A 13,479-nucleotide genomic window follows, 5' to 3' on the forward strand; every position below is an offset into this window, starting at 1 on the left:
CTTTATAGTGTATTATTTAGGAAATATTCCGTTAAGATTTATTATTGGATATATTTTCTTTTTTATTTTATTTTGTAAAAATCTAATTATCTATATGCCACATTATTATGAAGTGAGTTATATGGATAGTCAAGTAGGTTTGGAGATTCATTATTATTAAATACATCATGTACATAGACTAAATTTGGTAGGAGGTTTTTGCTTTTGATTGTTGCATTTTCAATACTGCTTCCGTTTATCGCTGCGGCATGCATTCCGTTTATATACAGGCGATTCAAAAACATACACTTAGGTTGGTTTGTTTTAGTAGTACCCGCACTATTATTTACGGTATTAGCTACATATATCCCTCGAATCGCAAATGGCGAAACCTTTAGTAAGACGTTCGAGTGGATCCCCTCTTTTGGTATCAATATAACAACGTATTTAGATGGATTGAGTATAATTTTTAGTTTACTCATTACAGGTGTAGGTAGTTTGGTTATATTGTATTCTATTTTTTACTTATCAACGAAAGAATCACTACATCATTTCTATTGTTATCTATTACTTTTCATGGGCGCTATGCTAGGCGTCGTCCTTTCCGATAATTTAATGGTGCTTTATGTATTTTGGGAGTTAACGAGTGTGTCGTCATTCCTATTAATCGCATTTTGGCATCATCGTAAAGCTTCGCGTGCAGGTGCGCGAAAGGCAATGTTAATCACAGTCAGTGGTGGCGTTGCAATGCTAGCGGGATTTTTAATGTTATATGTTGTTTCGGGTACATTTAGTATTCGTGAAATCATCGCAAATTTAGACATCGTGCAATCTAGTAATCTATTTATCCCAGCCATGTGCTTAGTATTACTTGGTGCCTTTACAAAATCCGCACAGTTTCCATTCCATATTTGGTTACCAGACGCAATGGAGGCCCCAACACCCGTTTCTGCTTATTTACACTCAGCAACGATGGTTAAGGCAGGAATTTATTTAGTTGCCCGCATGACACCAATCTTTGGTGGGCATGAAGTTTGGTTCTGGGCTGTGAGTGGTGTGGGAATCGTAACGCTATTTTGGGGTTCCTTTAATGCGGTTCGTCAATTTGACTTAAAAGCATTACTGGCTTATTCGACAATTAGTCAGCTTGGCTTAATTATGAGCTTATTTGGACTGGGCTCAGCTGCGCTCCATTTGGGTTACTCAACACAGTCGGTCATTTATACCCAGGCTACTTTTGCTGCACTGTTCCACTTAATCAATCACTCGACATTTAAAGGGGCACTCTTTATGATGGTCGGGATTGTTGACCATGAAGTCGGAACACGTGATATTCGTCGCTTAGGTGGCTTAATGTCACTGATGCCATTTACATTTACAATTGCTGTTATTGGAAGTTTTTCAATGGCGGGATTACCACCATTTAATGGCTTCTTGAGTAAAGAAATGTTCTTTATGGCGACCGTGAAAATTACACAGTTGGATATTTTCTCACTTGATAGTGTTGGCTTATTATTCCCGATTGTTGCGTGGATTGCAAGTGTGTTTACGTTTATTTACTGCGTTATTATCGTTATGCGAACATTCTTTGGTAAGATTCAGCCAGACCGTTTGGAAAAGCCACCACATGAAGCACCAATTGGTATGTTAATCCCGCCCTATATTTTGATTGGACTTGTTGTTGGAATCTTTATGTTCCCGAACATTTTAGGTCATTATATTTTAAGACCCGCGATGGCGAGTATTTATCCAACATTCCCATCAACCGATGAAATGACGCCACATATTTCGGCATGGCATGGCTATATCAATACGGAATTAATCATGACTATTGGGGTTGTGATTGTTGGGGTTTTCTTGTATCGCACATTAAAAAAATGGCGTCCAATGTATCAAATCTTTCCTCAAAAATATTCATTTAATAGCATTTATGAGCGTGTAATTAGTTCAAGTGAATATCGTTCAGATCAAGTAACAAAACGTTATATGAATGGCAATTTAACGTATTACTTTATTTATATTTATGTGTTCTTTGTTGTGGTTCTGGCAGGCTATATGGTTTATGCAGATGTGTTTAGCTGGGATCCTTCGAAGGATTCTGTGATTGAACCGTATGAACTGATTTTAGTGTTTGTTATGATTTTTGCTACACTTGCGATTTTATTTGCCAAACAGCGCATTACAATCGTTCTGCTAAACGGGGTACTTGGGTATTCCGTTGCGTTTTTCTTCGTTGTGTTCCGTGCACCTGATTTAGCTCTGACACAATTAGTAGTTGAATCGATTACGACGGCATTATTCTTATTATCGTTCAAATTTTTACCGAAGCTTACAAAGGAAAAAGTATCAAAAACCTTTAAGTTTACGAAGATAACCATTTCGATTGCTGTCGGTGCGACCGTAACATTCATCGGTTTAGCAGTCATGAATTACGATGAATTTGAGCCGATTTCTGCGTATTTTGAGGATTCTTATAATCTAGCGGGTGGAAAAAACATCGTTAATACGATATTAGGAGATTTCCGTGCGTTCGATACGATGCTTGAAGTCGTTGTATTATTTATTGCAGGGCTTGGCGTCTACACACTCATTAAGCTAAAGGCGAAAAAGGGGGATGCAGACGTTGAAAGTAAATGATGTGATTTTAAAAACCGTTGTTAAGATGATCGTTTTCATCATCTTAACTTTGGGGATGTATTTATTTTTCGCTGGCCATAATGCGCCAGGTGGGGGTTTTATCGGTGGGCTTGTATTAGGTTCTGCTATTGTACTTTTATATTTAACGTACGATATTGAAACGGTTCACCGTGGCATGCCTTTTGACTTTAAAAAGGTAGCGGCATTAGGCGTTTTACTTGCGACAGGAACTGCGATTGCCTCGTTGTTTTTTGATGTCCCGTTTTTAACACATATTGATGGTTATTTTAACATCCCGTTTTTAGGTGAAAAGCATCTTTCAACGGTGACGATATTCGAGGCAGGCGTAGCATTAACAGTTGTTGGAACGCTTGTGACAATTATTTTAAATATAAGTGAGGATGAATAGTATGGAATCGTTAATGATTGTTCTAGTCGGGATTCTTGTCGCAGTGGCTACATACTTAGTCCTTTCTCGAAGTGTACTTCGTGTCATTATGGGAACTGCTATTTTATCTCATGCGGTTCACTTGCTACTTTTAACAGTCGGTGGTCTGAAAAAAGGAAGTGTGCCAATTTTAGGGCAGGCGGCAGCACCATATACCGATGCATTACCACAGGCACTTATTTTAACAGCGATTGTTATTAGCTTTGCTGTAACTGCCTTTTTATTAGTATTAGCGTATCGCATGTATTTAATGAATGGATCGGATGATTTCCAAGAGCTTGGAGGTTCACCGGATGAATAATATTATTGTTTTACCATTAATTGTGCCGATTATTACAGGCATTTTATTAGTATTTTTACGAGAACAAATTAAATTGCAACGCATCATTAGTTTACTGACACTTCTATTTATCGCAGGCGTATCGGCTGTATTGCTAAATCTTGTCTATACCAATGGAATCATGCGCCTTGATTTTAGTGGTTGGGCGCCACCGTTTGGCATTTTATTTGTAGCCGATTCTTTTGCAGTACTACTTGTTTTAACGGCGAGCATCGTGACGGCGATTTGCCTAATCTATGCCTTTTCAACAATTGGACATCGTCATGAGCGCATGTTCTTTTATCCGTTTGTGATGTTTTTAATCGCGGGTGTAAATGGCTCGTTTTTAACAGGGGATATATTTAATCTATTCGTTTGTTTTGAAGTGATGTTACTTGCTTCTTATGCACTGATTGCTCTTGGTGGCGAGAAGGTTCAACTCCGTGAATCATTAAAATATGTGCTAATTAATGTCGTTGCCTCATGGATGTTCTTAGTAGCGCTCGCTTATTTATATGGCACAGTGAAAACATTAAATATGGCGCATATCGCTCAGCGTGTTGCAGAAGTGGGACAAGAGCCACTATTAACGGTCGTGGCATTAATTTTCTTACTTGTATTTGCTTTAAAAGCAGGGTTACTGCTGTTCTTCTGGCTTCCGGGTTCCTATAGTGTGCCACCAACTGCCATACAAGCAATTTTTGCTGCATTGTTAACGAAGGTCGGTATTTATGCGTTGTTCCGTACATTCACACTAATGTTCCCACTTCAAGCAGATGTTACACATACGATTATTGGAATAATGGCTGGTTTAACCATTATCGCGGGCTGTATGGGCGCTTTAGCTGGTCGGGATATACGCTCGATTGCCTCATATAACGTTATTATCGGTGTTGGCTTCATATTAGTAGGGCTCTCGATTGGTACAGAAGAAGCAATGGCAGGGGCTGTTTATTATTTAATTCATGACATGGTCGCAAAAGCACTACTTTTTTTAATTATTGGAACGATGGTGTTATTGACGGGTGAGATTGTCGTAAAAAATATGAGTGGATTAATCCGAAACTATCCGTTGTTTGGTTGGCTATATTTCCTGACGATGTGTGCGCTAGTTGGTATCCCTCCGCTTAGTGGTTTTATCGGTAAAGTATTAATCGGGCAAGGTGCGATTGAAACGGGGTCTTATGTGCTATTGGCGTTAGGGTTTGGCTCGAGCGTTATTGTGTTGTATTCGCTATTACGAATCTTTCTTGCGTCGTTCTTTGGTGAAACATTGATTAGTGAGGAAGACAAAAAGCCAATTCCACGTAGTGCGCTTGTGTCATTTGTGCTCTTCGCGATTTGTATTGTGGTATTAGGTGTTGGCGCAGAAGGCATTGCCAAATACGTCAATGATGCGGCACATACATTAATGAATCCTTCTGTTTATATCGATGCGATTTTAACGACGGATCCATAAAGTGAACCTTCAATCGACAAGGTTCTACTGCCGATTATTGCGGGATAGGAGGGAAAATCGATGTTAGGACAATTTATTTTAAATTTATTTATTGCCACGCTTTGGGTCCTATTAAATGACGACCCAAATGCAGATATTACGACATTTTTATCTGGATTTGTGGTCGGTCTATTTATTTTATATGCGATGCACCGATTTTTCGGTATGCAATTTTACTTGGGACGTGTCGTAAAAATTTTGAAGCTCATTCTTTTATTTATTAAAGAGCTATTATTATCGAGCTATAGTGTTTTAAAACAAATACTTGATCCACAGCTAAATATTACACCCGGTATTTTTACGTATGAAACGCGTTTACAAGGGGACTGGCAAATAACAGCGCTGGCCTTGTTATTAACATTAACACCCGGTTCAGTCGTAATGGAAGTGTCTGAAGAGGGCAGTGTTTTCTATATCCATGCAATGGACATTGAAGAATCCAAGGAAACGGTACTGCGTTCAATTGATAAATTCGAAAAAGCCATTTTGGAGGTGACACAATGATTGATATGATATTAAAGTTGTCCCTTACGTTGTTTATGTTTGCAATTGCGTTATCCCTTTATCGGGTTATTAAAGGGCCATCACTACCAGACCGTGCGATCGCACTTGATACGATTGGCGTTAATTTAATTTCTGCGATTGCGATTGTATCGATTGTGTTAAAAACCAAAGCATACTTAGAGGCAATTTTAATCATCGGGATTTTAGCGTTTATTGGGACAATCGCATTCTCGAAATATATTGAAAGAGGTGTCATCGTTGAGCGGAAATCAACTGATTGAGTTAATGGCGGCACTATTCATCTTACTTGGATCCATTGTAAGTGTGATCAGTGCTTTCGGAATGATTCGCTTACCTGACGTGTACACACGCTCACATGCAGCGACAAAAAGTGCGACACTTTCTGTATTGTTATGTTTATTCGGCGCATTCGTTTATTTCTGGTTTCATGACGGCTATGTTAGTATTCGATTAATTTTAGGGATTATTTTCGTATTCATCACAGCTCCTGTTGCAGGACATTTAGTCTGTCGCGCGGCGTACCGTTCAAGAGTTCCTTTAGCAAAAGGTTCTGGAGATGACGCACTGAAACTTGTATTGTTTGGGGATGAAGAATTCCACGTATCGTCCGAAGTAGAAACGGATCAAACAAAATAAATCCATTAAGGCATTTTGTAAGCAATCTAGCTTATAAAATGCCTTTTTCTATATTTAGTGGATAACCTGTGGATATATTTGTGGATGAATGAATTTTTGTTTAGCTATAATCGCGAATGACGCCTTATAGGAAAAGGTGTCATGGATTCTGCATTAATTGGCGTTTTTTAATTTAAGATGTAGAAAAAAGTCATACCGAATTTTATGGCTTATCTTTGTGACTTTAGAAGCGGAGCCCGTCAAATCACACATCTATTAATAGAAACTTAAATTAAAAAGGGTAATGAATTGTGGATAACTATTTAATAATCTGTTGAAAAAACCTGCTTAAATTGTGAACAACTCCATGAAAAGTGGATAACTTTGTGGATAAGTAGCGATTGTGGATAATTTTTCTGAATTAATTGACAAAAAAGCGTAATTTTTATATAGTACATTACAACACTAATGCACTTAATTAACAAAGAAGGAAAGGAGGTCCATCATTGGATTTTACTGCACAAAGTACGACGCCGATCTATATTCAAATCGCCGAATGGCTCGAAAATGAAATTATCGCTGACCGTCTATTACCAGATAGCAAAGTGTACTCACAATACCAGCTCGCCGAAATTTTTAATATTAATCCAGCAACAGCTGGGAAGGGTCTTACGATTTTAGTTGAAAAAGAAATCTTATATAAAAAAAGGGGACTTGGGATGTTTGTTGTAAGTGATGCAAAGCAACGAATATTAACAATACGTCGTAGTGAAACATTAACAAAAATGGCGAAGGAAATTGTGCAAGAAGCAAAGCGATTGGCCGTTTCTGATGAAGATTTAATTGCACTAATTCAGCATATTCAAAAGGAGGAGTAAGCGTTGATTCACTGTGATAAGTTAGCAAAGAATTACGGGAAAACAGCTATTTTTTCGAATATTTCTTTTCAAATAGATGAGCCAAAAATTATAGGGTTAATCGGACGGAATGGCGTTGGGAAATCGACGCTACTGAGAATTTTAGCAGGACATGTGAAAGCTTCAAAAGGCCAGGTAGAGGTAATTGGGCAAAAGCCATTTCAGAATTTAACGGTTGCCGCGAATTCAATTTTTATAGAAGACTCGATGACGTTTCCGACTGTATTGACGTTAAAGGAAATCCTAAATGAAGCACAAAACTTTTATCCTCATTTTGAAACAAAGTTAGCATTTGAATTGCTACAATATGCAGGTATTTCCGATAAAAACCACCATTACCTATTATCAAAGGGTCAAAAGGCAGTATTCAATTTAGTGTACGGATTAGCAACGCGCTGTGCGATTACATTACTTGATGAACCGATGAATGGAATGGACGAGGCGATTCGCGATGATATGTATCGCGTCATTTTAAAAGATTATATAGCGCATCCAAGATTAATCATCATTTCGAGTCATTACTTAAATGAAATGGAGCATTTAATCGAGGATATTTTACTTATTCATGAGGGGCAAATAGAACTTTTTGCTTCTGTAGACGCCGTGCAGCAAATGGCTGTGAAGCTTGTTGGACAAAAGGGAAATGTCGAGCCGTATTTAGAAAACTATACCGTGCTTAGCAAGCGTGAAAATGGGCCGATATTTGAAGCGATTGTGGAAGTATCAAATCAGTCATTACCAGACAATGTGCGTGCACAAAGTTTATCTGCAAGTGAAGTTTGTAAAGTACTAACAAGCAGCAAGGAGGGAACAATTGATGACATCTATCGTGAAAGTCAGTCCGGCACATAATATTGTTGAACAAGTGAAATGGAAGTGCAAGGCATATAGCTCTGCATTTGGTACGGTATTGATTGTGCATATTTTAATCTCGCTATTATCCAGCGGGGGTAGTGGAATGATGGGGTACGGGCGCGGATTTGTGAATTACCGAGAAGAATTTTATACATTGGATGGACTGTTTATTTTTAGTATTCTCGCATGCTTAATTATCGGCTGGATTTTCGCATCGAAGCAGCTATCCTATGACAACTTTTCAATTGTTACGACAAAGCGGATAGAGACGATCTCAACGGTTTTAGTCCTATGCATATTAAGCGTGTTCGTGGTGATTTCTGCAATGAGTACATTATGTATTTCTCTATGTATTAACATCCTGATTACAAATGAAGTCTTTATGCTTCCAAACGCCCTAATTTCGTGGACTTCCATAGCTGTCTTTTTATTAGGAACGCTGCTAGCAGGGATGGTTGGTTATGTCCTTCATCTTCTATTTGATTTTTCAAAGGTAGCTTGTGTCGTGCTATTTATCGGATGTACTTTATTTGTTCGTGAGTTTACAAACGATTTTTGGACAGATGTATTTGGTCACGATGCGCTAAATGTGATAGGGAGAACGATGCTATATATTTTATTCTTATGGGCAGTAGCTATATGGATCAATCAGCGAAAAGAGGTGATTCGTTTATGAGTAGTATTGCATTGATAACTATTTTACCCATTATTTTAGTAGTGATAATTATTTTAGGACTAGGAAAGCTACTAGCAAAGTTTCGCATTTGGAAACCGAAGCGTACGTTTTGGTTCGCCAATATTTATTTTACATGTGGAATCATTGCATTCGTCGCGCTGTTCATCCTATCGAGTCAATATGAACGTATAGCAGCGGATGATGAGCTTCAAGTTTATATTGAGGAAAACCAAAAGCTTTCGCAAGATATCAAATATAAAAATGTCGATAACTTGAAGCCGGAGTATTTACAATTTACGAAAACCTTTGAAGCAACAGAAGAAAATATTGAAATTGTCCGAGCAGATAATAGCTATCATCTGCGCGTGGTCGTGACATGGAATGATTCCGATACAAATGACATCGAAGCTTCCTATTATCAAACACCAATTTTTATAAATCGCGCTAATATCTCGAAGCTTATCAATCCACCTGAAATTAAATTTGAGGATAATAACTTTTATATCCAAGAGGTAGAAAAAGAAATTTCCGCGAAAACGATGCACTTTTCATTGGAGTTGTATGATTCGATGACTGTCTATGAAGATACGTACAATCCGTTCGAAGAAATAATTGGCCTTCGCATTTTACACTTGAATGTTCCAAGACACTTCAATATCATTGATAATAGTGGGTGGATTGAGTAGCGCACGAATCAAAGATGAATTGAGCGAATCCTTTGAAGAAGTTATTGAAGTTTACTATTTTTGTAGCAGTCGTTTATGTGTTTTTATATGTGAATAATCATTGGTTAGTAACGACAGAGCTTGTACATGAATCCGAAAAAATTCCTTCGAGTTTTGATGGTTATCGGATTGTCCAAATTAGTGATTTACATGATGCAACGTTCGGTGGAAATCAGGCGCATTTAGTAGAAAAAGTGCGCAAGTCAAAACCAGATGTTATTTTTTTAACGGGTGATTTAGTTGATAGTCGGCGCTACGATTTACAAAATAGCTTGCAAGCTGTAGAGCAGTTTGTCGAAATTGCGGATGTTTATTACGTGCTCGGGAATCACGAAGTGGCGCTAAATAAGGTGAATGAAATTTATGCTACGCTACGTGAACTTGGGGTGCACGTGTTATCAAATGATGCAATGGTGGTAGAGCGTGACGGGGAACGCATCGCCATTCTTGGTATCGAGGATCCGTTAATGGGAAAGGCTGTAGATGTATCGATCGATGAAGCAATGCAAAATGTAGATGAGAATTTGTTTACCGTATTGTTATCCCATCGTCCTGAACAATTTGAAACCTATGTCGACAAAGAGATGGATTTAGTGTTTACGGGTCATGCACATGGTGGGCAAATAAGATTACCATTAATCGGTGGGCTTGTTGCGCCAACGCAAGGATTGCTACCAAAATACAGTGCAGGGATTTTTAATAAAAATGATTCAAAAATGATTATTAGTCGTGGATTAGGAAATAGTCTATTCCCATTTCGTATTTTCAATTTACCAGAAGTTATAGTAGTAGAATTAAATAGCAAATAACAGAAGAAACGTCATTTATGTGGCGTTTTTTTGTCGTTACTAATATTTCCCAATTCATATTTACTTCTTATTGATAATTCTATATGATGAGAAACATAGGTATTTAAAGGCAATAAAATAATAATAAAGAACTAGAAATTGATAAAAGTGATTTATTATTTATTTTGGAGGGAACCGGATGAAAAACAGAGGGATTGGTGCAAAGTTAACAGCATCAATTATAGTACTTTTGACGTTGACATGTGCAATATTAGGAGTTTCGAGTTATTACAATAGCTACAATTCATTGGAAATTCAAATTCGTGATAACTTACAGTCAAAAGCAGAAGATGTTTCGAAGTACATAGGAGAATTTTTTGAACGTACGAATAGTGAAATAGAGGGAATTGCTGAGCAGGAAGTCATTCAAAATATGAATTTCGGTAAGCAAGTTGCTTATTTAAAAAAACGCCTAGCGAAAAGTGAAGACTATTTAGACTTCGGTATCGTGGATGAAAAAGGTGTCGCGCATTATTTAGATGGCTCGACGGCAGAGTTAGGGGACCGTTCCTACATTCAAGAAGCATTCGAAGGGAAAACATCGATCTCGGATACGATCATTAGCCGTGTTACCAATGAACCCGTTGTCATGATAGCAACGCCAATTACTACAACAACTGGTGAAAAAGCATTGTTATTAGCACGTATGGATGGTTACTTCGTATCATCCATATTAGAGGATATCGTTGTTGGTGAAACAGGATATGCCTTTTTAGTAAATAAAGATGGCACGATGCAAGCACATCCAGATGCAAGTTACATTAAAGAACAAAAGAATTTCATTGTAGAAGCACAGGAGTCTGGCAAAAGTACAGGTGAAGCCACGGCTATTGAAGAAATCATCGCAAATGAAAAGGGCTTCTATGAATTTAAGCACTCTGATGGAAAAAATCGTTTCTTAGGCTACTATACATTAGATAATGGTTGGACAATGGGTGTGATGGCGAAGGAAAGCGAAATGTTCATTAGTTTAATGACGATGCGCATCGTACTCATTATTTCAACATTTAGTGTGTTACTTATCGGATTTGTGGTAGCAATCTTCCTATCGCGCAGCTTAAGCCGTCCGATTCGTGAGGTTGTAAAAATCAGTGAATTTATCGCGCAAGGTGATTTCACGCATAAACCGCATGAGCGTCATCAAAAACGTCATGATGAGCTCGGTGTCTTATCGCGCTCCTTATCGAAAGTGGTCGATAATATGCGTGCGATGATTACAAAAGTGCAAACAAGCTCAGAAAATGTAAGCGAAGCATCTTGCGAATTAATGGGTGACGTACAAAAAGTGACAGACAATGCAAAAGTCATTTCGCAATCCATTGAAGAAGTAGAGCGTGGCTCAGATGCACAAGCTCATGCAGCAGAAGAAGGTGCCCAAACAATGGGGCAAATGGCAATGGGCATTCAACAAGTAGCAGAAGTGGCAAGTACCGTTGTACAGCACACAGACTTTATTGAAACAAAAGTTCGTGATGGCTATAATGCGGTTCGTCATTCGATTGCCCAAATGAATTCGATTCAAACGGGTACAGAGCTTGAATTAAAGGTCATTCATAAGCTAAAAGAAGAATCAATTGAAATTGGGCTAATTTCAAAAATGATTACAGATATTTCAGATCAAACTAACTTACTCGCACTGAATGCGTCAATCGAAGCGGCGCGTGCAGGTGAAGCGGGTCAGGGCTTTGCGGTTGTAGCGGGGGAAGTTCGTAAACTTTCAGAGCAAACGGCCCATTCAGCTGCTCAAATTAATGCGTTAATTTCAAATGTACAACAATATACGGAAGAAGCCGTGCATGCGGCAGAATCTGGTGAAGAAAATGTAACGCTTGGTTTACAGTCGATTCATCAGTTGGAAGAGCGCTTCGGTGAAATTGTTGATGCCGTTACACAAATTGCAACAGAAATCGAGCAATTAAGCGGTTCGGCACAAGAAATGAGTGCCAACACAGAAGAAATTTCGGCCTCGATGGAAGAAATGTCTGCGTCGATTACATCAGCAGCCGTTCATGTAAAAGAAGTAAATCATTCAGCAGAAGGTCAACTTCAAACCGTGGATGAAATGGCCAATCAAGCCGTGCAATTATCAGAAATGGCGAGAGAATTACAAGTATCGATTCAACAGTTTAAATTATAAAATGCTGAAGTAAAAGTGAAAACTAAAAGGAGACATGCGTGCCTATACGCATGTCTCCTTTTTTATTATCGTAATACAGCTTTCATTACATCTAGTAGTGCTTCAGGTGTTGTTACTTTCTCTCCGCCACCTTGAACGAGCGCATCATTTCCGCCGCCTTTACCATTAATAAGCGGGAGAGCGGCTGCTGAAATATCTTTCATAGAACGCGTTTGCTCGCTACCACGAGCTGCAACAAATTGAATTTTGTCTAGATTCTCCGCTACTAAAAGTGCTACGGCATTCGGGTTTTCCAGTGTAATAAAACGCGCTAACTTTTGAAGCTGCTGGATGGAGCGATTTTCAAAATGAGCGGCAGCTATTTGCTGTTTTGCTAAATCTTTTGCTTCGTATTCAAGTAAAGCATCCTGAGCTTCTGTTAAGTTCTTTTCGGTTACTTTCGTAGCTTGTACAAATTTACGTAAGGCTTCGGCTGCATTTTCCTCTGGAGCACTTAATTGGCGAGCAACATCTGTTAACACTTGTTTGCGCATCGCAAGTTGAGTACGTACACGATTCCCACATACAAAATGGATGCGGATTTGCTGTTTCATTTTTTCCGTCGCTAAAATTTTAAGCATGCCGACTTGTCCTGTGGCTGTTGGGTGTGTCCCGCCGCAGCCGTTGTAGTCGTAATCCGGAATAATGACTAGGCGAATATCTTCATCAACTTTCACGTCTTTTCGTAAGTTGTACTGAGAAAGTTCCTCTTTTGTTACCCATTTTGTCTCAATCGGACGGTTTTCTAAAATAATAGCATTCACACGATTTTCAACAGCTTCTAGTTGTTCTTCCGTAATTGCTGTTACATTTAAATCAATCGTCACAAGTCCCTCACCTAAATGGAAGCTTGTTGTCGGAATATCGTATAATTCAACAAATGCCGCTGTCAAAATATGTTGCCCAGTATGTTGCTGCATATGATCAAAGCGACGTGCCCAGTTTAATTTACCTGTAATTTCCCCAGAAATAATCGACACATCGGCATGTGTATAATGTCGAATTCCCTCGTCTATTTTTTCAACATCAATAATTTCAATTTCATTAATCCAACCGGTATCATGTGGTTGACCGCCGCCAGTTGGATAGAAGGCGGTGTTGTCGAGAACGATGTAAGAACGACCATCTTCTACACCCGTTTTCAACACATTTGCTGTAAATTCTTGTTTCATTGCATCCTGATAGTAAAGTAAATTTTTCAAAATCCATCCCTCCTTAATTACAGTTTGGCATAGGAAGCCAATGCTGTCACTGTGATTTC

General features: G+C 38.5%; 14 protein-coding genes. 13 read left to right on the plus strand and 1 reads right to left on the minus strand.

Going from position 1 to position 13,479, the window contains the following annotated elements; all coding sequences use genetic code 11:
• The first annotated feature begins 204 nt into the window (after positions 1-204).
• The 13 genes from DCE79_RS00625 (at position 205) to DCE79_RS00685 (ending at position 12,179) form a co-directional block, all read left to right on the plus strand.
• Positions 205-2,616, plus strand: coding sequence for a Na+/H+ antiporter subunit A (locus tag DCE79_RS00625; RefSeq protein ID WP_108711233.1), 2,412 nt, complete (start codon positions 205-207; stop codon positions 2,614-2,616).
• Positions 2,603-3,025, plus strand: coding sequence for a Na(+)/H(+) antiporter subunit B (locus DCE79_RS00630; RefSeq protein ID WP_108711234.1), 423 nt, complete (start codon positions 2,603-2,605; stop codon positions 3,023-3,025). Before DCE79_RS00625 ends, DCE79_RS00630 begins: the two co-directional genes overlap by 14 nt.
• A gap of 1 nt (position 3,026) precedes the next feature.
• Entirely contained in the window at positions 3,027-3,365 is a 339-nt protein-coding gene (locus tag DCE79_RS00635) for a Na(+)/H(+) antiporter subunit C (protein WP_108711235.1), read from the plus strand.
• The gene (locus DCE79_RS00640) at positions 3,358-4,842 is read left to right on the plus strand and encodes a Na+/H+ antiporter subunit D (protein ID WP_108711236.1); all 1,485 of its coding nucleotides are present in this window, start codon (positions 3,358-3,360) and stop codon (positions 4,840-4,842) included. The genes DCE79_RS00635 and DCE79_RS00640 overlap by 8 nt, the downstream gene beginning before the upstream one ends.
• A 60-nt stretch (positions 4,843-4,902) precedes the next feature.
• Positions 4,903-5,385, plus strand: a complete 483-nt coding sequence (locus DCE79_RS00645) for a Na+/H+ antiporter subunit E (protein WP_108711237.1) — start codon at positions 4,903-4,905, stop codon at positions 5,383-5,385.
• Positions 5,382-5,666, plus strand: coding sequence for a Na(+)/H(+) antiporter subunit F1 (locus DCE79_RS00650; protein ID WP_108711238.1), 285 nt, complete (start codon positions 5,382-5,384; stop codon positions 5,664-5,666). The genes DCE79_RS00645 and DCE79_RS00650 overlap by 4 nt, the downstream gene beginning before the upstream one ends.
• On the plus strand, positions 5,644-6,042 hold the full coding sequence (locus tag DCE79_RS00655; RefSeq protein ID WP_108711239.1) for a Na+/H+ antiporter subunit G: 399 nt from the start codon (positions 5,644-5,646) through the stop codon (positions 6,040-6,042). Before DCE79_RS00650 ends, DCE79_RS00655 begins: the two co-directional genes overlap by 23 nt.
• A 485-nt stretch (positions 6,043-6,527) precedes the next feature.
• Entirely contained in the window at positions 6,528-6,899 is a 372-nt protein-coding gene (locus tag DCE79_RS00660) for a GntR family transcriptional regulator (protein WP_108711240.1), read from the plus strand.
• A 3-nt stretch (positions 6,900-6,902) separates the two neighbouring features.
• Entirely contained in the window at positions 6,903-7,790 is an 888-nt protein-coding gene (locus DCE79_RS00665; RefSeq protein WP_108711241.1) for an ATP-binding cassette domain-containing protein, read from the plus strand.
• Positions 7,756-8,469: a silver transporter gene (locus DCE79_RS00670; protein ID WP_108711242.1), complete on the plus strand. Its 714-nt coding sequence runs from the start codon at positions 7,756-7,758 to the stop codon at positions 8,467-8,469. Before DCE79_RS00665 ends, DCE79_RS00670 begins: the two co-directional genes overlap by 35 nt.
• Positions 8,466-9,155: a glucose-6-phosphate isomerase gene (locus tag DCE79_RS00675; protein WP_108711243.1), complete on the plus strand. Its 690-nt coding sequence runs from the start codon at positions 8,466-8,468 to the stop codon at positions 9,153-9,155. The genes DCE79_RS00670 and DCE79_RS00675 overlap by 4 nt, the downstream gene beginning before the upstream one ends.
• Before the next feature lie 32 nt (positions 9,156-9,187).
• Positions 9,188-10,003, plus strand: a complete 816-nt coding sequence (locus tag DCE79_RS00680) for a metallophosphoesterase (protein WP_108711244.1) — start codon at positions 9,188-9,190, stop codon at positions 10,001-10,003.
• A gap of 178 nt (positions 10,004-10,181) precedes the next feature.
• On the plus strand, positions 10,182-12,179 hold the full coding sequence (locus tag DCE79_RS00685; RefSeq protein ID WP_108711245.1) for a methyl-accepting chemotaxis protein: 1,998 nt from the start codon (positions 10,182-10,184) through the stop codon (positions 12,177-12,179).
• 65 nt (positions 12,180-12,244) lie between these two features.
• Here DCE79_RS00685 and DCE79_RS00690 read toward each other — a convergent pair whose 3' ends face one another.
• The gene (locus DCE79_RS00690; RefSeq protein ID WP_108711246.1) at positions 12,245-13,420 is read right to left on the minus strand and encodes an alanyl-tRNA editing protein; all 1,176 of its coding nucleotides are present in this window, start codon (positions 13,418-13,420) and stop codon (positions 12,245-12,247) included.
• Positions 13,421-13,479 lie beyond the last annotated feature (59 nt).

The organism is Lysinibacillus sp. 2017 (assembly GCF_003073375.1).
Taxonomy (GTDB): Bacteria; Bacillota; Bacilli; order Bacillales_A; family Planococcaceae; genus Solibacillus.